The sequence below is a fragment of the Cronobacter turicensis genome (assembly GCF_041222865.1).
GTDB lineage: Bacteria > Pseudomonadota > Gammaproteobacteria > Enterobacterales > Enterobacteriaceae > Cronobacter > Cronobacter turicensis.
This window is the reverse complement of record NZ_CP165997.1, coordinates 2202771-2223216: the sequence shown is the minus strand read 5'-3', so window position 1 is coordinate 2223216 and position 20446 is coordinate 2202771. Positions and strand designations below refer to the sequence as shown.

At 55.3% G+C, this 20446-nt stretch carries 20 protein-coding genes; 11 read left to right on the top strand and 9 right to left on the bottom strand.

Annotated elements, in window-relative coordinates; all coding sequences use genetic code 11:
• Positions 1–103: 103 nt before the first annotated feature.
• The 8 genes from AB8W27_RS10635 to AB8W27_RS10600 all read right to left on the bottom strand — a co-directional run bounded on the left by AB8W27_RS10635 (position 104) and on the right by AB8W27_RS10600 (position 8336).
• Entirely contained in the window at positions 104–1291 is a 1188-nt protein-coding gene (locus AB8W27_RS10635) for a carbohydrate porin (protein WP_007760943.1), read from the bottom strand.
• A gap of 116 nt (positions 1292–1407) precedes the next feature.
• Complete coding sequence (locus tag AB8W27_RS10630; RefSeq protein ID WP_015741175.1) at positions 1408–2928, bottom strand: alpha-N-arabinofuranosidase; 1521 nt, start codon at positions 2926–2928, stop codon at positions 1408–1410.
• Between the two features lie 12 nt (positions 2929–2940).
• Positions 2941–4344 (bottom strand): glycoside-pentoside-hexuronide (GPH):cation symporter, encoded by a 1404-nt coding sequence (locus tag AB8W27_RS10625; RefSeq protein ID WP_007760949.1) that lies wholly within the window; start codon positions 4342–4344, stop codon positions 2941–2943.
• Between the two features lie 405 nt (positions 4345–4749).
• A complete protein-coding gene (locus tag AB8W27_RS10620) occupies positions 4750–5079 on the bottom strand; it encodes an SMR family transporter (protein ID WP_007760952.1) in 330 nt (109 codons plus the stop codon).
• Between the two features lie 4 nt (positions 5080–5083).
• On the bottom strand, positions 5084–5650 hold the full coding sequence (locus tag AB8W27_RS10615; RefSeq protein WP_041923512.1) for a TetR/AcrR family transcriptional regulator: 567 nt from the start codon (positions 5648–5650) through the stop codon (positions 5084–5086).
• 129 nt (positions 5651–5779) lie between these two features.
• Positions 5780–5917 (bottom strand): DUF2474 domain-containing protein, encoded by a 138-nt coding sequence (locus AB8W27_RS10610; protein ID WP_015741177.1) that lies wholly within the window; start codon positions 5915–5917, stop codon positions 5780–5782.
• Positions 5917–6927, bottom strand: a complete 1011-nt coding sequence (gene cydB, locus AB8W27_RS10605) for a cytochrome d ubiquinol oxidase subunit II (RefSeq protein ID WP_015741178.1) — start codon at positions 6925–6927, stop codon at positions 5917–5919. Before cydB ends, AB8W27_RS10610 begins: the two co-directional genes overlap by 1 nt.
• Positions 6927–8336, bottom strand: a complete 1410-nt coding sequence (locus AB8W27_RS10600; RefSeq protein WP_007760967.1) for a cytochrome ubiquinol oxidase subunit I — start codon at positions 8334–8336, stop codon at positions 6927–6929. The genes cydB and AB8W27_RS10600 overlap by 1 nt, the downstream gene beginning before the upstream one ends.
• A gap of 197 nt (positions 8337–8533) precedes the next feature.
• On the opposite strand from AB8W27_RS10600, the gene AB8W27_RS10595 reads away from it, so the two are divergent.
• From AB8W27_RS10595 to AB8W27_RS10560, 8 genes are all read left to right on the top strand, one after another.
• A complete protein-coding gene (locus tag AB8W27_RS10595) occupies positions 8534–9976 on the top strand; it encodes a PLP-dependent aminotransferase family protein (protein ID WP_015741179.1) in 1443 nt (480 codons plus the stop codon).
• 368 nt (positions 9977–10344) lie between these two features.
• A complete protein-coding gene (ydcS, locus tag AB8W27_RS10590; protein WP_041923513.1) occupies positions 10345–11490 on the top strand; it encodes a putative ABC transporter substrate-binding protein YdcS in 1146 nt (381 codons plus the stop codon).
• Between the two features lie 13 nt (positions 11491–11503).
• A complete protein-coding gene (locus AB8W27_RS10585; RefSeq protein WP_041923514.1) occupies positions 11504–12517 on the top strand; it encodes an ABC transporter ATP-binding protein in 1014 nt (337 codons plus the stop codon).
• 1 nt (position 12518) lies between these two features.
• A complete protein-coding gene (locus AB8W27_RS10580; protein WP_041923515.1) occupies positions 12519–13463 on the top strand; it encodes an ABC transporter permease in 945 nt (314 codons plus the stop codon).
• Complete coding sequence (locus AB8W27_RS10575) at positions 13453–14259, top strand: ABC transporter permease (RefSeq protein ID WP_015741183.1); 807 nt, start codon at positions 13453–13455, stop codon at positions 14257–14259. Before AB8W27_RS10580 ends, AB8W27_RS10575 begins: the two co-directional genes overlap by 11 nt.
• 17 nt (positions 14260–14276) lie before the next feature.
• The gene (patD, locus tag AB8W27_RS10570; protein WP_041923516.1) at positions 14277–15701 is read left to right on the top strand and encodes an aminobutyraldehyde dehydrogenase; all 1425 of its coding nucleotides are present in this window, start codon (positions 14277–14279) and stop codon (positions 15699–15701) included.
• 163 nt (positions 15702–15864) lie between these two features.
• Positions 15865–16230 carry a hypothetical protein gene (locus AB8W27_RS10565; RefSeq protein WP_282913969.1) on the top strand — a complete coding sequence of 122 codons (366 nt, stop codon included), beginning with the start codon at positions 15865–15867 and terminating at the stop codon, positions 16228–16230.
• Between the two features lie 511 nt (positions 16231–16741).
• Positions 16742–17869 carry an acyltransferase gene (locus AB8W27_RS10560; protein WP_282913965.1) on the top strand — a complete coding sequence of 376 codons (1128 nt, stop codon included), beginning with the start codon at positions 16742–16744 and terminating at the stop codon, positions 17867–17869.
• A 450-nt stretch (positions 17870–18319) separates the two neighbouring features.
• Here AB8W27_RS10560 and AB8W27_RS10555 read toward each other — a convergent pair whose 3' ends face one another.
• Positions 18320–18799 (bottom strand): hypothetical protein, encoded by a 480-nt coding sequence (locus AB8W27_RS10555; RefSeq protein WP_015741189.1) that lies wholly within the window; start codon positions 18797–18799, stop codon positions 18320–18322.
• Between the two features lie 255 nt (positions 18800–19054).
• On the opposite strand from AB8W27_RS10555, the gene AB8W27_RS10550 reads away from it, so the two are divergent.
• The 3 genes from AB8W27_RS10550 to AB8W27_RS10540 all read left to right on the top strand — a co-directional run bounded on the left by AB8W27_RS10550 (position 19055) and on the right by AB8W27_RS10540 (position 20378).
• On the top strand, positions 19055–19510 hold the full coding sequence (locus tag AB8W27_RS10550) for a GNAT family N-acetyltransferase (RefSeq protein ID WP_041923517.1): 456 nt from the start codon (positions 19055–19057) through the stop codon (positions 19508–19510).
• A 273-nt stretch (positions 19511–19783) separates the two neighbouring features.
• Positions 19784–20122: an FxLYD domain-containing protein gene (locus AB8W27_RS10545; protein WP_015741191.1), complete on the top strand. Its 339-nt coding sequence runs from the start codon at positions 19784–19786 to the stop codon at positions 20120–20122.
• A 55-nt stretch (positions 20123–20177) separates the two neighbouring features.
• Entirely contained in the window at positions 20178–20378 is a 201-nt protein-coding gene (locus tag AB8W27_RS10540; RefSeq protein ID WP_015741192.1) for a hypothetical protein, read from the top strand.
• Positions 20379–20446: the final 68 nt, after the last annotated feature.

Genomic DNA, 20446 nt, shown 5'->3' with positions numbered 1-20446 from the left:
CGTAATAAAAACGCAGGGCGACGGGGATGAGAACCAACAAAAATCGCTATCTAAATGCGGAAAATATATTTGGCCCCTCCGCGGGCGCGAAGGGGCGAGGGCGTCAGAAGAAATATTTAAAACGAACGCGCGCGCCGTAGCGGTCTTTATCGCCTTCGTTGTCGTAGTCGCTCTCTTTGAGCGACAGCTGCGACCAGTAGGCGCCGAGATAGATATTGAAGTTATCCATATCCATTACGTTGGTGAAGCCGTATGAAAGGTGCACGGTGTGGATGTCATATTTGCCGGGGTATTTCAGCTGGCCGTCTTCTTCACCGACGCTCGTCATATTGAAATCATCAATATTGTTATGCGCGTAGATATAACCGAGTTCCAGATGACGCCACAGGACGTTGGCCCCGGCGCTGAAGTCGGTTTCATCATCGGCGTCCATATACGCGGTGTTGAGGTTAATCACCGTCCCGTCGTCCGGATCGTTTTTCAGGCTGTTCCAGGTAAAGGTCGCGCCATAGCCGGTGCGGTCTGACTGATCCTGAAAACGCCCCTGGGCGTCGTTATAACCGTAAGCATTGCTCACCACGTTCGTTTCCATCGCCACGGCGGCGGAGAAGTGGTCGTCGCGCCACGCAATCACCGGGCGCATATAGATGACGTTCTTTTTGTTCTCCAGCGCGTTGCCGTGGTAGGTGTCGTCGGCAAACAGCGTGGTGCCGTCTTTCACCATGTTGTTCAGCTCAAAGTACCAGTTGCCGTATTCGCCGCTGAACTGCACCGCGCCGCCGTTGCTACTGCGCCCGCGGCCTTCTTTCATCATATAGACATAGCCGAAGCCGTCGCCGTAGATATCGTTCGCGGTATTGCCGGAGTATTGAATAAAGGTGTCCTGGTTGAGCGGGAACATGTCGTAGGCTTCAAAACGGCCCACTTTGATTTTCCAGGCCTGCGGCTGGCCGAAGTAAAACGCCGCGTCATCCAGATTGGTATGCCCTGACAGATCCGCGAGCGGCTGCACCGTGAACCCGGCGAAATTGCCGTTTTTCTCGCGGTAGCCATCGACACCCAGCAGAATACGTCCATTGACGTCCCACTTTTCGTGGTCGCCCGGTTTCCAGTCTTTATCGTCAGACGTGCGCAGCGACGTAAGTTGTCCGGTGCGGCTCGCCGCATCGACGTTAAACTCCACATCGCCGTAGAATTTCAGATCGCCCTGCGGCGTATTCACTTTCATTTCCGCCATCGCGCAGGGCGCCAGCAGGCTGAATACACAGGGCAGTACCATCATCTTTTTCATCGTGTCTCTCTTATTGTTTTCAGTTTTCAGGCATACAGCGGCCCTGCCGCCGTCCGAAAACGGCGGTTCGGGCCTGTCAGAGGTTCTTCAACGCGCGCGGGCGCGCGGCGTTCTCCTTACGCGCGGGCGACCGACAGCGTGATGCGGTTCCAGGTCAGCGGCGAGAGCATGAGCGTGTTCTCGCGCAGGCTGCCGTGCGGGTAATCGATAATCTCCGGATGCACGCGGTTGGGATCGTCGAACGTGTTCTTCGCGTAGAGATCGTCGCTGCGCAGTACTTTGTGTTCCTTCAGGCGGCAGTCGCTGAAGGCCGGCAGGTTGATGTCCAGCTCAAAGGCGGTGGTGAAATCACAGTTGACGGCAAATATATAAATTTCCCCGCGCGCGTCGTTATACACGACCGACGACTGAACGCTGCGGGCGTCGCCATATTTACTGCTGAACGTCGGGACCGGCAGCTGGTGGCGCAGCACCACGCCGTCACTGACGCTCGCGACCATCTCGAACGGCCAGTAAAGCGTCTGGCAGAGCGCGCCTTTGCCCGGCTCGGTGAAAATCGGGGCAATCACATTCACCAGCTGCGCCAGGCTCGCCATTTTCACCCGGTCGGCGTGGTTCAGCAGCGAGCAGAGCAGGCCGCCCATCACCAGCGCATCGAGGAAGGAGTAGCGGTCTTCAAGCAGCGGCGGCGCCTCGCGAAAACGGTTCGCCGGATCTTTCATCGGCGCGTCCCACGGATCGCCGCGCAGATACCAGACGTTCCACTCATCAAAGGAGATCATCATCTCTTTATTGCTGCGCCGCACCGCTTTGGCGTAATTGGCGGTGCTGACGATAGTTTCGATGAAATTGTCCATATTGACGAAGGAGGCGAGAAAATCGGTCTCGCTGCCTTCGTTCTCGTAATACTGGTGGCAGGAGATGAAATCGACGTAATCGTACAGCTCCTCCAGCACGACGCGGTCCCACTCCGGGAAGGTCGTCATCGCCGAGCTTGAGCTGCCGCACGCCACCAGCTGCGCCTTAGGGTCGATACAGCGCAGGATCTTGGCGGTTTCGCGCGCTTTGTGCGCATATTCGCGGGCGTTCATCTGCCCGGTCTGCCACGGCCCGTCCATCTCATTGCCAAGACACCACAGGCGGAAGTTATACGGCTCGCGACGGCCATGCTGAATACGCAAATCGCTGAGCGTGGTGCCGCCGGGGTGATTGCAGTACTCGGCGAAATAGCCCGCCTCCTGCGGCGTGCCGGTGCCGAGGTTCACGGCAATCATCGGCTCGACGCCGGTCTTTTCGCACCAGCGGGCAAACTCCTCAATGCCAAACTGGTTGGTCTCTTTGCTAATCCAGGCGTAGTCGAGGCGCACCGGGCGCTCTTCTTTCGGCCCGATGCTGTCGCGCCAGTTAAAGCCGGAGACATAATTCCCGCCAGGGTAGCGCACCGTGGTGACGTGCAGCCCTTTGACGAGGTCAATCACATCCTGGCGAAACCCGTCTTCATCCGCGAGCGGGTGCTCCGGCTCATAGACGCCGGTATAAACCGCGCGGCCCAGATGTTCAATGAACGAACCGAACAGGCGCGGGTCGATGGCGGAAATCACGTTCTGCGGGTCGAGCGTGAATGAAAGCGTGGTCATAACGTCTCCTTATTAACGAAGGGCGGCATCGCTGGCATATTTGCCGACGCTCAGGTCGTCCTGAATTTTCTGCATCGTCTTTTTGTCGAGCTTATAAAACAGGAATATGATGGAAGTCAGTACGCCGCCGATAGCCGGAATAAAGGTAATCAGCATCATAATGGCCTGTTGGGTGGCCGGAGACTGCACGGCGGCTTCCGGGACATAATGCGTGGCGGAAAGCACCAGCGCGGTGATAGCGCCGCCAATAGCCAGGCTGACTTTCAGCGCAAACAGGTTGCCGGAGGCGTAAATACCGGACATGCGTTTTTTCAGTTTCCACTCGCCGTAATCGTCGGCATCGGCGATAAACGACCAGAATACCGGAACGGTAATCGCCCCAATCCACGCGCGCAGGGTATTCAGAATAAAGATCAGCATCACATTTTGCGGGTCAACAAAATAAATCACGACGGAAATGGCAGCCGTAATAAAGCCCACCGCGATATACAGTTTCACCTTGCAAATATAACGGGTGACGAAACTCGTCGCGAGATTGCCGAGCACGCAGGCGACCACGCCAATACTGATAAACAGCGTCGTCATGGTGTTATCGAGGTGCATTAAATATTTGGTGAAATAGATAGTGGCGCCGCCGCAGACAAACGCCGGAATACAGCCAATAAACATCCCGGCGACCACCATCAACCACTGATCATTTTTAAAGGCCGAGCGGAAATTGCGGACAATATTTTCCTGTTTTTCGCGCTGGGGGATAACGCGCTCGCGGGTATTAAAAAAGCAGAGTAAAAACAGACACAGGCCGATGACCGAGAACATCGCGTTGGTAATAAAAAAGCCTTTCTGCTGATTGCCGCCGCCGAGGTAATCCACCAGCGGCAGTAGCGTCAGCGAGCAGAGCAGCACGGCGCTGTTAGCCATCGTGAACCGGTAAGACTGGCAGGCCACGCGGTCAACCGGGTTTGCGGTAATCACGCTGCCGAGCGAGCAGTAAGGAATATTCACGGTGCTGTAGAGTACGGAGAGCAGTAAATAGGTGACGAAGGCGTAAATCTCTTTGGCGCCCGTGCTTAAATCGGGCGTATAAAACGCGAAAATACAGATGGCGCAAAAAGGCACGCATCCGTAGAGGATCCACGGACGAAAACGGCCGTGGCGGGTGGGATAACGGTCAGCCAGCGCGCCGATCAGCGGGTCAATAAACGCATCCAGCAGACGCACCACTAAAAACATGGTGGCGATCAGCGCGGCGTTTAAGCCAAATATATCGGTATAAAACCAGGTTAAAAACATGGTTACCGGGCCCCAGCTCATATTGCAGGCCGCATCACCAAATCCGAAACCTAATTTCTCCCGGACCGTCAGGCGGTCCTGGGCAGGCGTCACTTTATCCAGCACTGCTGATTGCTGCACCATGATAAACCTCGTTGAATGAAATACCTGAAAGCCAGGGTGAGCATAAGGTAGCGGAGGAATACCCGGTGCGATGTGGCGCGCTTTTTATATTTTATAAGTGCCGCATCTCATCCATATAAATGACAAAAAATTACATACCGCTATTTCGAATGAAAATTCGCGTTTTTAAGTAATTATTTCTGGTGGTGATTATAATTTTTGGAAATAGTCGCGGTTATGTTTGCAGCTATTATTTTGCCGCTGCGTTTATAGGCATAATAATATTGTGCCTATATGTGATGGCGGCCTGACAATATATTTTTAGTGCTTAGGATTATCCTTAGGTTCGGAAATCAATAAGCCCAGGCCTGGCCGTGAGAGAACAATAAGAAAAAGCGATAGCCGGGCGCGAGTCCCGGCAGGAGATTAATGCGCGACCGCGCGGGAAAAGAGGTTTATCACGATGACGCCTGCGATAATCAGCCCCATGCCGAGCATGGCGGGCAGATCGAGCTTTTGACCGAGGAAGATCCAGCCGACCACGCCAATCAGCACGATGCCAACGCCGGACCAGATGGCGTAAATAATGCCGGTCGGGATGGTGCGCATGGTGACGCTTAAACACCAGAAGGCAATGCCGTAACAAACCGCCGTCACCAGCGTCGGCAGCAGGCGGCTGAAGCCTTCGGAAAGTTTCAGAAAGGTCGTCCCAATCACTTCACACACAATCGCCACAGAGAGCAGCAGCCAGGTCATAACGTCACTCCGTCATTGCCAGTAAGGTTTCGATTAACGCCGCCCGATCGTCAGGCGGCACCGTGTGGTCGCCACACAGCGCGGCGAACCAGAGCCCGTCTGCCGTCATGCGGCAGAGTAGCCGACGCCGCGCCTGCTCAGGCGACGCGAGGTCGTCGTCACGCGGCAGGGCGTCCCGTAAAAAGACGCCCCAGCGCTGCTGAAGCGCCGGATCGGCAAAAATCGCCGTCATCAGCGCGCGGTTCATCGCCTGCTCACTGTCGGGCATTTTTCTGACACAGGTATGAATGTAGGCGCGGGTGGCGCGGCCGTTCGGGTTTGGATCCTGCGCCATTAACGTCTGGATCTCCTCCAGCAGCATGTGCTGAAGATGCTGCATCACGCCATCCACCAGCGCCTGGCGGGTAGGGAAGTGGTGCTGTAAACCGCCTTTGCTGATACCTGCGCGGCGGATGACTTTTTCCTGCGTAAGGCCCGTCAGGCCTTGCTCGGCGATAACCTGGACGGCGCACTCCAGCAAGGTCTGGCGCAGCGCCTCTGGTGATTTAGAACGATGGTGTGCCTGGCTCATTATTAAACAATCCGTCTGGATGGATTGTTTAATTGTATCGGGAGTTCAGCGGTTGATCAATCAACCTGAGTTAAACGTGGCGGGGGAAGTAAAAAACAGGGCCAGCGCGAAGGCTGGCCCGAAGAGAGATTAATGCGCTTTTAAGCCGGCGGCGCTCATCAGCAGGCGCAACATCATGCTGACCACGCCGAGCGCCAGGACGCTGGCTGCCCAGATTACCACCAGCCACATCAGCTTTTTCCAGCGCGGCGAATCGTGATGTTCCATCAGTGATAGCCCTCCCCATGCTGAACTTTGCCGCGGAACACGTAATAGCTCCAGAAGGTGTACACCAGAATTATCGGGATAATCAGCAGGGCGCCCACCAGCATAAAGCCCTGGCTTGCAGGCGGCGCGGCGGCCTCCCAGAGCGTGATATCAGGCGGAATGATATTCGGCCAGATACTGATGCCGAGCCCACTGAAGCCTAAGAAAATCAGCCCCAGGGTAAGCACGAACGGCAGCGTGTGGCTCTGTGTGTCCGCCAGTTTGCGCCACAGCCAGACGCTGAACAGCGCCACCAGCACCGGGACCGGCAGCAGGAACCAGAGGTTCGGCAGCGTAAACCAGCGCTCGGACACCGCCTGATGCGCGAGCGGCGTCCAGGCGCTGATGATGACGATCACCGCCAGCAGCGCCAGCAGCAGCGAGCGCGCCAGGCGACGCATATTATGGTGCAGCTGGTTTTCACTCTTCATCACAATCCAGCTCGCGCCGAGCAGCGCATAGGCGACCACCAGGCCCACGCCGCAGAAGAGGTTGAACGGCGTCAGCCAGTCGAGCGCCGAGCCGCTGAAGGTGCGGCCGGTAACTTTAAAGCCGTTAATCACCGCGCCCACCACAACGCCCTGGCAGAAGGTGGCGAGGATCGAGCCGCTCAGAAACGCCTTATCCCAGAAAGGCCGGTGGGCGGGCGTCGCCTTAAAGCGGAATTCAAACGCCACGCCGCGAAAGATAAGGCCAATCAGCATCAGCGTCAGCGGAATGGTCAGCGCGTCGATAATCACCGCATAGGCCAGCGGAAACGCGCCGAACAGGCCCGCGCCGCCCAGTACCAGCCAGGTTTCGTTGCCGTCCCACACGGGGGCGACGCTGTTAACCATTACATCGCGGTCGTGGCCGTCGCGCACAAACGGGAACAGAATGCCGATGCCGAGATCAAAGCCGTCCATCACGATATACATCAGCGTGGCGAAGACGATGATAACGAACCAGATGATGGAGAGATCGATGCCCATTATGCTTTCTCCTCTGCGCTATCAAGAGATTCGCCCGCCGCAGAAAGCGGACGCGCTGGCCTGCCGTCGGTGCTGGAGGGGATATCGTCCAGCGGCTGCGGCCCTTTTTTAATCAGTCGGATCATGTAGCTATAGCCGACGCCGAAGACCGAGGTGTAGACCACGATAAAGGCGATGAGGCTCAGGCTCATCTGTAAATCGCCGTGGCCGGAGACCGCATCGCGGGTGCGCTGCAACCCGTACACTACCCACGGCTGGCGGCCTACTTCGGTCGTCACCCAGCCCGCGAGGATAGCAATCAGCCCGGCGGGGCCCATCCAGAGCGCAAAGTGGAGGAAGGGTCGCGAGGTATAGAGCCGGTGCTTATAGCGCAGCCAGACGCTCACCACGCCCAGCAGGATCATCAGCAGCCCCATCGCCACCATGATGCGGAACGACCAGAACACGATAGTGGAGTTCGGGCGTTCGTCTTTCGGAAACTCTTTGAGCGCCGGTACCTGTTTATCAAGGCTGTGGGTCAGAATAAGGCTGCCGAGTTTCGGCACTTCCAGCGCGTATTTGGTGCGTTCTTCATCCATATCCGGGATGCCGAACAGCGTCAGCGGCGTCGCTTCGCCCGGCGGGTTCTCCCAGTGGCCTTCGATGGCCGCGATTTTGGCTGGCTGATGCTTAAGCGTATTCAGCCCGTGCATATCGCCGATCATCGCCTGAACCGGGGCGACAATCAGCGCCATCCACAGCGCCATGGAGAACATGCGGCGAATGGCGGGGGTATCGTTGCCGCGCAGCAGATGCCAGGCGGCAGACGCGCCGACAAAAAACGCGCTGCTCAGGAACGCCGCTATCGACATATGCAGCAGACGGTACGGGAAGGAGGGGTTAAAAATCACCGCCACCCAGTCCACCGGCACCACCTGGCCGTTGTGGATCTCAAAGCCCTGCGGCGTGTGCATCCAGCTGTTGGAGGCGAGGATCCAGAAAGTCGAGATCAGCGTGCCGAGCGCCACCATGCAGGTGGAGAAAAAGTGCAGGCCGGGGCCGACTTTGTTCCAGCCAAACAGCATCACGCCGAGGAAACCGGCTTCCAGGAAGAACGCGGTCAGCACTTCGTAGGTCAGCAGCGGGCCGGTAATGCTGCCCGCGAATTGCGAAAAGCCGCTCCAGTTCGTGCCGAACTGATAGGCCATCACCAGGCCTGAGACCACGCCCATCCCGAAGTTAACGGCGAAGATTTTTGACCAAAAATGGTACAGCGAGCGCCATACCGGGTTTTTTGTTTTCACCCACAGCCCTTCCAGCACCGCCAGATAACTGGCGAGACCGATAGTGATAGCGGGGAAAATAATGTGGAAAGAAACAGTAAAGGCGAACTGAATCCTTGCCAGATGAAACGCATCTAAACCAAACATGCAAACCTCATGACATATCGTTGTCCGCGATCATGGTAATCAGGAGCAGCACGAACGTGCAGAAACAGAAAAACGTTATTTGACTATAACAGTTAAATAAAAAGTTGCGATTTCGCTTGCCTGATCTAACCAGACGGCACGATGATACGCGCTTTGCGTTAACCCCTTGTGAAAGCGGCCGGATGCCGCGAGGTGCGATGAAAAAATATCAGCGGCTGGCTCAGCAGATTACCGATCAGATTGCCCTCGGGGTGTGGCACCCCGGCGACCGGCTGCCGTCGCTGCGCGAGCAGGTGGTCAGCAGCGGCATGAGTTTTATGACCGTGAGCCACGCCTATCAGACGCTGGAAAGCCAGGGGATCATCGTGGCCCGCCCGCAGTCTGGCTACTACGTGGCCCCGAAACCAACGCCGCGCGCGCCGCAGGCTGTCGAACAGGTCACGCGCGACGAGCAAGTGGATATCAACACCTATATCTTTGACGTGCTCCAGGCGAGTACGAATGCCGCCGTGGTGCCGTTCGGCTCCGCGTTTCCCGACCCACGGCTTTTTCCCCTGGCGCAGCTCAACCGCTCGCTCTCAAGCGTCAGCCGCTCGGCCAATGCCATGAGCGTGATTGAGAACCTGCCGCCGGGCAATGAGGCGCTGCGTAACGCCATCGCCCGGCGTTACGCCATGCAGGGGATGAATGTGTCGCCGGATGAAATCGTCATCACCGCAGGCGCGCTTGAGGCGTTAAATCTGAGTCTCCAGGCGGTGACCGAGCCGGGAGACTGGGTGATTGTCGAAAACCCCTGTTTTTACGGCGCGCTTCAGGCGCTGGAGCGCTTACGGCTCAAAGCGTTGTCTGTCGCCACCGACGCGGTGCAGGGGATCGATCTCGCGGCGCTGGAAAAGGCGCTTCAGGAATACCCGGTCAAAGCCTGCTGGCTGATGAGCAACGCCCAGAACCCGCTCGGCTTTACGCTGAGCGCGCAGAAAAAGCAGCAGCTGATGGCGCTGCTTTCGCGCTACAACGTGGTGCTGATTGAAGATGATGTCTATAGCGAGCTTTATTACGGGCGCGAAAAACCGCTGCCGGTGAAAGCCTGGGACGACCAGGGGCTGACGCTGCACTGTTCTTCCTTCTCTAAATGTCTGGTGGCGGGTTTTCGCATCGGCTGGGTAGCGGCGGGGCGCCATGCGCAACGTATCCAGCAGCTACAGCTGATGAGCACCGTTTCTACCAGCTCGCCGATGCAAATGGCGCTGGTGGATTATCTCGCCACCCGGCGCTACGACACTCACCTGCGACGACTGCGCCGCCTGCTGGCGGAGCGCAAACAGGCGGCATGGCAGTCGCTGCGCCGGCACTTTCCGCAGGCGGTCAAAATTCATCGCAGCGAGAGCGGCTATTTTCTGTGGGTAGAACTTCCCACGTCGCTCGACGCAGGCAAGCTGCACGAGCGCGCGCTGGCGCACCAGATAAGCATCGCGCCGGGGAAAATGTTCACCACCAGCGCGCTCTGGCATAACTATTTTCGCTTTAACGCCTCCTGGGCATGGGGCGAGCGTGAAGAGCAGGCGGTTAAAACGCTCGCGCAGCTTATCCGCGAGGCGATGGCGACCTCGCCGCAATGCGAAATTAAACGCGCAAAATAAGCCGTCTTTTTTGCGCGTTTATATTCTCAAATAAAGAAAAGGTTATTGCCGAAATAAAAAACCATGGCTGAGCAGGGCTTATTCCAGAGGGATTATTTCTGTGAATCGTATTTCCTGTGGGGCATAGGAAATCATAATAGTTAACGCAAAACGCTTCACATCGCTAAGCGCCTGTCTACACTGTGAAAAACCGCTGCCAGATTTATGCAACTTAAGCACCGAAACAATAAAGAGTGCGCGGTTTGTCACAACCTGAATAAATTCCGCCAGCGCCCGCAGGCGCGTTTATCCGTGCCTGTATATGGTTATTTTGGGAGATATTTTTACGGCACGGCGGCCGACTCATCATTCAGACAGGAGTATTGACCATGACCAAATCCTTCGCGCTTAGCGCGGCCGCCGCGCTGTGCCTGACGACCGGCATCGTCAGCGCCGCCGAGCCGCCTTCAGCACTCGGCCAGGGGGAAGGCCGCCTCGATATCATCGCGTGGCCGGGCTATATCGAACGCGGCCAGACGGATAAAGCCTATGACTGGGTAACCGAATTCGAAAAATCGACCGGCTGCGCCGTCAATGTCAAAACCGCCGCCACGTCAGATGAAATGGTCAGCCTGATGGCGAAAGGCGGTTACGATCTGGTCACCGCCTCCGGCGACGCCTCGCTGCGCCTCATCATGGGCAAACGCGTGCAGCCGATTAACACCGCGCTCATTGCGAACTGGAAAAATGTCGACCCACGCCTCGTGAAGGGCGAATGGTTCAACCTCGACGGTAAAGTCTACGGCACGCCGTACCAGTGGGGACCCAACCTGCTGATGTACAACACCAAAGCGTTCCCGACGCCGCCGGACAGCTGGGCGGTGCTGTTTGTGAAGCAGGCGCTGGCGGACGGCAAATCAAACCAGGGCCGCGTGCAGGCCTACGACGGGCCGATTTATATCGCCGACGCGGCGCTCTACGTTAAAGCGACCCAGCCGGAGCTCGGCATCACCGATCCTTACCAGCTTACCGAGGCGCAGTATGGCGCGGTGCTGAAAGTGCTGCGTGACCAGCATCAGCTTATTCACCGTTACTGGCACGACACCACGGTACAGATGAGCGATTTCAAAAACGAGGGCGTCGTGGCCGCGAGCGCCTGGCCGTATCAGGCCAACGCGCTGAAAAACGAAGGCCAGCCCATCGCCACCGTCTTCCCGAAAGAGGGCGTGACCGGCTGGGCCGACACCACCATGCTGCACGCCGACGCGAAACACCCCAACTGCGCCTATCAGTGGATGAACTGGTCGCTGACGCCGAAAGTGCAGGGCGACGTCGCCGCCTGGTTTGGCTCGCTCCCGGCGGTGCCGGAAGGCTGCAAGGCCAGCACATTGCTCGGCGAGAAGGGCTGCGAAACCAACGGCTTTACCTTCTTCGACAAAATCGCCTTCTGGAAAACCCCGGTGTCGCAGGGCGGGAAATATGTGCCCTACAGCCGCTGGACCCAGGATTACATCGCCATCATGGGCGGGCGCTAAGTGCGGGGGACGTATGGCTTACGCAGTAGAGTTTCAGCAGGTCTCGCGGCGCTACGGCGACGTGCGCGCGGTCGATAACGTCAGCATGACCATCGAAGACGGGGAGTTTTTCTCTATGCTGGGGCCGTCCGGCTCCGGCAAAACCACCTGTCTGCGGATGATTGCGGGCTTCGAGCAACTGAGCGACGGCGCGATTCGCCTGTTTGGCCGGGAGGCCAGCGAGCTGCCGCCGTGGGAGCGCGACGTTAACACGGTCTTTCAGGACTACGCGCTGTTTCCGCATATGTCGGTGCTGGAGAACGTCGCCTATGGGCTGATGGTGAAAGGCGTCGATAAAAAAACGCGGCTTACCCGCGCCCGCGAGGCGCTGGAGCGGGTGGCGCTCGGCTTTACCCATGCGCGCAAACCGTCGCAGCTCTCCGGCGGTCAGCGCCAGCGCGTCGCCATCGCCCGTGCGCTGGTGAATCAGCCGCGCGTGCTGCTGCTCGACGAACCGCTCGGCGCGCTCGATCTCAAACTGCGCGAGCAGATGCAGGTGGAGCTGAAAAATCTGCAACGCTCGCTCGGCATTACGTTTGTGTTTGTCACGCACGATCAGGGCGAAGCGCTGTCGATGTCCGACCGGGTGGCGGTGTTTAACAACGGGCGAATCGAGCAGGTAGACGCGCCGCGCGAGCTCTATATGCGTCCGCGCACGCCGTTTGTCGCGGGCTTCGTCGGCACCGCCAATGTGCTGAGCGACGCCATGATGCGCGAACTCGGCGGTGAGCCGGGTACGTTTTCGCTGCGCCCTGAGCATATCCGGCTTAACGAGCCTGGCGATATTCATGTCCGCGGCACGGTGCAGGCGGTGCAGTTCCAGGGCGCGGCCACGCGCATAGAACTGATGCTGGAGAGCGGCGAAAAACTGCTGGTGAGCCAGGCGAATCCCTCGCCGGTCGCCGATGCGGCGCTGCCGCGGGCAGGCCAGGCGGTGACCGCCTCCTGGGCGCGCGCCGCCATGATCCGGCTGCATGGAGAGGGGTGAGATGGACATGACGCTTTCGCCCCCTGCACGCGCCAGTGGCCCGCTGCGACGCGCGGCGGCGCTGCTCTGGCGGCGTCCAAATTTATGGTTATTTCTGTTACTGCTGCCGCCGCTGATGTGGTTCGGCATTATCTATCTCGGCTCGCTGCTGACGCTGCTGTGGCAAGGTTTTTACACCTTCGACGACTTTACGATGTCGGTGACGCCGGATTTAACGCTCGCCAACCTGAGCGCGCTGTTTAACCCCGCCAATTACGACATCATCGTGCGCACGCTGGTGATGGCGATCGCCGTTTCCATCGCCTGCGCCATTCTCGCGTTCCCGATGGCCTGGTATATGGCGCGCTATACGCGCGGCTCGCTGAAGGCGTTTTTTTATATCGCCGTCATGCTGCCGATGTGGGCGAGCTATATCGTCAAAGCCTACGCCTGGACGCTCCTGCTGGCGCGCGACGGCGTGGCGCAGTGGTTCCTGCAACATCTGGGGCTGGAAGGGGCGCTCACCGCGCTGTTGACGCTGCCGGGCATTGGCGGCAATACGCTCTCCACCTCCGGGCTCGGGCGGTTTCTGGTCTTCGTCTATATCTGGCTGCCGTTTATGATCCTGCCGGTTCAGGCGGCGCTGGAGCGTCTGCCGCCGTCGCTGTTGCAGGCGTCCGCCGATCTCGGGGCGAAGCCCTCTCAGACGTTTCGCCACGTGGTGCTGCCGCTGGCGGTGCCGGGCATCGCCGCCGGTTCGATTTTCACCTTCTCGTTAACGCTCGGCGACTTCATCGTGCCGCAGCTCGTCGGCCCGCCGGGCTTTTTCATCGGCAACATGGTCTATTCCCAGCAGGGGGCGATCGGCAATATGCCGATGGCGGCGGCGTTTACGCTGGTGCCGATTGTCCTGATTGCCATTTATCTGGCGTTCGTGAAGCGCCTGGGAGCATTCGATGCACTCTGACCGCGCGCCGTGGCCGCTCAAAATCGCCGCCTGGGGCGGGGTAATTTTCCTGCACTTCCCCCTGGCGATTATCGCGCTTTACGCGTTCAACACCGAAGAGTCAGCTTTCAGCTTTCCGCCGCAGGGCTTCACGCTGCGCTGGTTTCACGTCGCGGCGCACCGTTCAGATATTCTCGATTCGGTGACGTTGTCACTTAAGGTCGCGAGTCTGGCGACGCTTCTGGCGCTGGTGCTCGGCACGCTGGCCGCCGCCGCGCTCTGGCGGCGCGAGTTTTTCGGCAAAAGCGCGGTGTCGCTGCTGTTGCTGCTGCCCATCGCGCTGCCGGGGATCATCACCGGTATCGCGCTGCTGACGGCATTTAAACAGCTCGACATTGAACCGGGGTTTCTCACGATGGTGGTGGGCCACGCCACGTTTTGCGTGGTGGTGGTCTTTAATAATGTGATTGCCCGGTTACGGCGCACGGCGTACAGCCAGATTGAGGCGTCGATGGATCTGGGCGCCGACGGCTGGCAGACCTTTCGCTATATCGTGATGCCGAATCTCGGCACCGCGCTGCTGGCGGGCGGCATGCTCGCGTTCGCGCTCTCGTTTGATGAAATTATTGTCACCACGTTTACCGCAGGCCACGAGCGCACGCTGCCGCTGTGGCTGCTGAACCAGCTTGGCCGTCCGCGCGACGTGCCGGTGACCAACGTGGTGGCGCTCTGCGTCATGCTACTCACCATGATCCCCATCCTCGGGGCCTGGTGGCTGACGCGCGATGATGAAACTGTCGCCGGTAGCGGCAAATAACCTCAAAGGAACACGCTATGCAGAGTCAATTACTGATTAACGGCGCGCTGGTGGAAGGCCAGGGCGAGCGCCTGCCGGTCTATAACCCCGCGACGGGCGAGGTGCTGCTGGAGATTGCCGAAGCCAGCGCTGAACAGGTGGATGCGGCGGTTAATGCTGCCGATGCGGCCTTTGAACACTGGCGTCTCACCACGCCCAAAGCGCGCGCCGAGGCGCTGCTGAAACTCGCGGAGGTGATTGAGGCTAACGCGCAGATTTTCGCGGAGCTGGAGTCGAAAAACTGCGGCAAGCCGCTGCACTGTGTGGCGGGTGACGAAATCCCGGCGGTGGCGGATGTGTTTCGCTTCTTCGCCGGCGCCGCGCGCTGTTTAAACGGCCTTGCCGCCGGTGAATATCTGGCGGATCACACCTCGATGATCCGCCGTGATCCGGTGGGCGTCGTGGCCTCTGTCGCGCCCTGGAACTATCCGCTAATGATGGCTGCCTGGAAACTGGCCCCGGCGCTGGCGGCGGGCAACTGCGTGGTGCTCAAGCCGTCTGAAATTACGCCGCTGACGGCGTTTAAGCTCGCGGAGCTGGCGAAAGATATCTTCCCGGCAGGCGTACTGAACGTGCTGTTTGGCCGCGGCCAGACGGTGGGCGACCCGCTGACGGGCCATGAGAAAGTGCGCATGGTGTCGCTCACTGGCTCTATCGCCACCGGCGAGCACATCATCAGCCGGACTGCCTCATCCATCAAGCGCACCCATATGGAACTCGGCGGCAAAGCGCCGGTACTGGTGTTTGATGACGCCGATCTCGACGCCGTCGTCGAAGGCATCCGCACCTTCGGCTTCTATAACGCGGGCCAGGATTGTACGGCGGCGTGTCGTATCTACGCCCAGCAAGGGATTTACGACGCGCTTGTTGAAAAACTTGGCGCCGCAGTGGGCAGTCTGAAAACGGGCGCGCCGGAGGATGAAACCACCGAACTCGGGCCGCTCAGCTCTCAGGCGCATCTGGAGCGCGTGAGCCAGGCAGTGGAAGCCGCGAAAGCGCTGCCGCATATTCGCGTGGTCACCGGCGGTCAAAAAGTCGACGGGCCAGGCTATTTCTTCCAGCCGACCGTACTCGCCGGCGCGAAGCAGGAGGACGCTATCGTGCAGCGCGAGGTGTTCGGCCCGGTCATCAGCGTGACGTCGTTTGAGGATGAAGCCCAGGCGCTGGCCTACGCCAACGATTCGCAATATGGGCTGGCGTCATCCGTCTGGACCCGCGATGTTGGCCGCGCGCACCGCCTCAGCGCTCGCCTGCAATATGGCTGCACCTGGGTGAACACGCATTTTATGCTGGTCAGCGAAATGCCTCACGGCGGCCAGAAACTCTCCGGCTACGGCAAGGATATGTCGATGTACGGGCTTGAGGATTACACCGTGGTGCGGCATGTGATGATTAAGCACTGAAACTGCGAAGTGGCTGATCGGGCGTACTTTTAACTATCAGCCACTTTTCCCTGGGGCATCAGCGGGGCATTCATTCTGCGTTGAGGTTTAAAATGGCTATCGGGTCTATGTTTTTGATGGATATCCACTTAGCATAGAAATTGAAAACCATCTGTGCATTTGTATGCCCCATCTGATTTGCAATGAAGTTTGGGTTTACGTCGGCACTGGCCTGCAACCTGGTGGAAATCTTAAGAAGGCATCTACAGCACTGCAAAGCAGTAACGTAACTTTTGAGAGAGGTATAGAGGCATTTGAAGGGACTCACATGGTGATGTTTCTGGATTGTACGCTCACAGCAAATCTCTATTTCTTAAATGATTATTTCTATGCCTCTACGGCAGGTTCACAGGGCGCTACAGCGGCAATGGATTCTTTGATGGCAAGGACTACGCCACTCATTGGCTCTTCAGCCAGAGCGTTTTACTTCACCAATGGCGCGCGAAATTCATTAACATTAATTAATCCTGGTTTTTTGGGAGCAATATAACAACTGACCCGATCAACACTCGGTGTTTGTATAATTTTTCTGGTACATCAAGGCGTGACCTTATTGGTGGTTACTTCAATGAGGCAGCAGGCAAACTGATAATGACACGGAATAATTATTCTGCCGTTAACACATTTGGTTGCCGAAACGCAGATGCAGCTTCTGTGCCATCAGGATTTAAGTATCTGGGGAAAGGAGTATGTGAGCGCATTGCAACAGCAACAAAAGCATTATCTGGTGGCGACGGCAGGGTTAATATCAATGCTACTACTGGATATAAAATTTTAAGTGCGGATACTCCTGTCATCTCCAGCACTCTGTCTACAAGCATGAGTTTAAGGATTGTAAGCCAGGATACAGAGCTTACGTATCAGACCAAAGTCACAGCAACAGGCTCTCGCATAATCTACAGGGAACGATTGCAGGTGACAAAGTAGGTTGGCATAATTATTAAAAAAGGGCTGCAACCTTCTATTGCAGCCTTAATTCTATTTTATGCATAGGTGAACACGTGAGTAAGGGAAGGCTTGATAGCATACAAGTACTGAGGGGAGTAGCAGCAATGCTCGTTGTGTTGTTCCACTTCAGACATTATTTAAATGATGTATATCCTCTGAAAGATCTTGGTGACAGACTTTTCCTGTTTGGTGAGGCTGGAGTTGATATATTCTTTGTTATTAGTGGTTTCATAATAGTCTATTCATCACGAAACAGAGAAAAGAATACATTTTCAGAATTTGCCATTAAAAGGTTCTTCAGGCTTTACCCTCTGTATTTTGTTGTGCTTTCAGCATACCTTTTATCATATCATGATGAAGCTTTTAATTATATTGATGTTATTAAAAGCTATCTTCTTATACCAATAGACTACAATGGCAAGGCTCCATGGTTTGGGTTAAGCACCATATATTCAGCATGGACACTTACCTATGAATCATATTTTTATTTCGTGTTTGCTTTATCAATTTTATTATCTCATAAATATAGAGTGGCGATTTGCTCTGCTGTGATTATTGTTGTCATGTACGTAGTGCAAGAAAATCTATATGGTGAGTTTTCATTGGTCGCAGTAACAGGTAAAAATGAATTCAGTGGACTTATCTATAACTTTATGTTTGTATCTAGTCCGCTTATACTGGACTTCGTTATGGGGATGGTTGTAGCATATATATATGTTTTTTACGAAAAGCATGTAAAAGCTAATGAAGTTATAACCTTCCTTTCATTGATTGTACTTACAGTTTCTGTTATTTTTATGGTATCTCACGCGACAGCATCTATAGGTCCTTTGTTTTGGGGTTGGTGTTCTGTTGGCATTGTTATTTCAATCCTAATTATTTCGAAAAACCTAAATATAAATTACCCCAAATTTTTAATATACTTGGGGGAAATGTCTTATTCAATATATATAAATCATGTTGTAGTTAAAAAGGTTTCATTATCTTACATTGGGCCATTAGGTCTTTTCAAAAGTGGAGATGGGGCAGTCATACTCTTTTGCCTTGTGGTTGCAACATTATGTATGTCTTATGGGACGTATAATTTTATAGAGAAACCAAGCATAAAACTTGGACACAGACTCGCTGAGCACATAAGAAAAAATTGCCTCAGGAGAGAAAAAGAAGAATCGATAGCTTAGCAAGAAGCCCACTTACGTGGGCTTTTTATTTTTACTAACATCATCAACGATGCACGTTATGGTGAGTTTGATGAGTGTGCGGAGATACCGGGACAGAAGTAAGACATGCAAGGCTTTGTACCCTTTATCAAGCAGTGGTGCTTATTAATTGAGATCTTTATGAGGGTGTTGTAATGGAGTATGGGCGGGGCAAGAAATTAACGCAAAACAACTCAAAAACTCTGAAGATGTCGACTTGCCTTGCGCTAATTCATTGCTGAGAACCTGATTTTGTACCACATCAACACAGTTCCGTAGAAAAGGGCCATTCATGATGATTAAGCACGGATAAATACACAGGCTGATTTGCCGTAAACAGGCAAATCAGCTTTTTGTCATGGCGGCCAGCGCATGCGGATTTAAATTTCCGGGTAAGAAATAATGGTATCATCTGAAAAAACGACATTGACATTATTTTCTTTTTATTTGTTTTTCATAAAACTTTGTCACAGCGTTGGCCTGAGATTTTAAAGTATCGTTTCTTGACTTCTTTGCCGCATTTTTATCTTTCAGGTCAACCCAGATAGTTGCGTGCAATATGTCAAAAAAATAGTCTTTAAGATCCTCAATCTTTGAATCTCTTTTGTTTTTAAAATAATCAATTCTGTTTATAAGCGGTATGCCTTTGCCGATGCTTTCACAGTCTTTCATAGAAAGATAAAGCAATGTATATATACGAGAGGTGTCTCCCATTTTATCATCTTCATATATCATTGAATGGTGGTTCTTAATAATCAGTGCGTTACACTCTTCTGCTTTTTTTATGAGTCTGTCCAGAACTGGCTTATCCAGCGCGTCCATTCTGTTTTTATAACCGATGTAAGCATTAATCCCTGCAGCAATCGCTGCACAGGTTGCTGCTATCGCTGAATACGTTGCTGGCTCAGGCATGTCTCTTCCTTTGTAGGGTCTCGTAAAAGAGAAATAATAAGCTTTTATTATTATTTTTCACCTACGGGAAATAACAGGGTTATCACAATAACAGGGGCCAAACAGGAAATATTAACGGTATGGAAAAGCCGTTTTCATTAGCTTATAGTAAACCACTGCCCCCAGAAACCGCAGGTGACACAGCCGCTTATCACGACCAGGCTAACGTCACCTCACCACCATCCTGTATTTTACCTGCACAGAAAACGGATAACGATGATAACGACCCGAGCCGCGACACCTGCTGATGCCCCGGCCATCAGCGCCTTATTAACCGAACTGGATTACCCGGATACGGCACACTTTATCGAACGACGCATCGCTGAACTGCTGGCGCACCCTGATGAAAGGTTGCTGGTCGCCGAAGAAGATGGCGCGCTGCTGGGCGTGTTGTCGCTGCATTTTATTCCCCAACTGGCGGTGGAAGGGGATTTCTGCCGCATTAGCTATTTCTGCGTTAACAGCCGCGCCCGCAGCAAAGGCATTGGCAGGCTGCTGGAAAGCGAAGGCGAGGCGCTCGCCCGCTCACGCGGTTGCGATCGCATGGAGGTTCACTGCCACAGCCGCCGTAGCGACGCGCACCGTTTTTATTACCGTCAGGGATACACCGAGTCGCCGAAGTATCTGTGTAAATCGCTGGCTGATGACGGGCGCGAAGGAGACAAACAGTGATGATTTGCTACGTGAACAGGATTACGCTCCTGCGCGCTGACGCGTTGTGAATCACGCCCTTTATTTGAGTATATGAAACGCCGCGCTAAAGGTGCGGCGGGTCGATTTTGTATGCGTGCTGGCGCCGTTAGCCTCAGTCACCGCCAGTATACCCGCAGCCCGGCGCGAACATTCACATCCCTTTACCCTTTAGCGGTTTTACTGGTTAAATCGAGGTTATGAATCAGTTAGCATTTTGAGCAGTCCTGATACTTTCCACTCATCTGAGAACACATGAAACGACTGTTAACTCTCTTCGCGCTCGCGTGCGCGCTGTTTATCTCCTGCGCGCGGGCGGATATCGCGCCCGTGTCGCTCACTGACGTGCATTTTGTGAAAACCGAGGCCGGTAAGCTGCGCCTTGAAGGCATGGTCAAAAACCTCACCGACCGATCCTTACGGCAGGTCTATGTCGCCTTTAATCTCCTGCGCAACGGCATGGTGGTGGGCTACAGCACCGCCATCACTTTTAACCTGGCGGCGGACGACACCTGGCATTTTGAGGCACCGTGCCGCACGCGCGTGTTTAAACCCGATCACTTCCGGCTGGCTGAGCTTTCGGCGATCCCCTGACGCAGTGCGCGAAAATACTCTACCTTTTAAGAGATAACGACTGAAAGGAGGATGTATGTCACTGTCTATCGACAAAAAACAGCAGCCGGGCGGAACGTATGAATATACGGCCACCTGCCGCGAGGAAAACTATCACTTCGTGATAACCGGCAAAGGCGCAACGGCCACCGAGGCCGATAACAATCTGCTTAATAACCTGAAAGAGATGCAACAGCGGCTGGATGAAGTCGCGCAAACCGGCAAACTTTCCGCCTGAATCTTCCGCAATCCCACGCCTGCCGGGGTGCCTGGCAGGCAAAAATTCTGTACCATTATATAACAAAC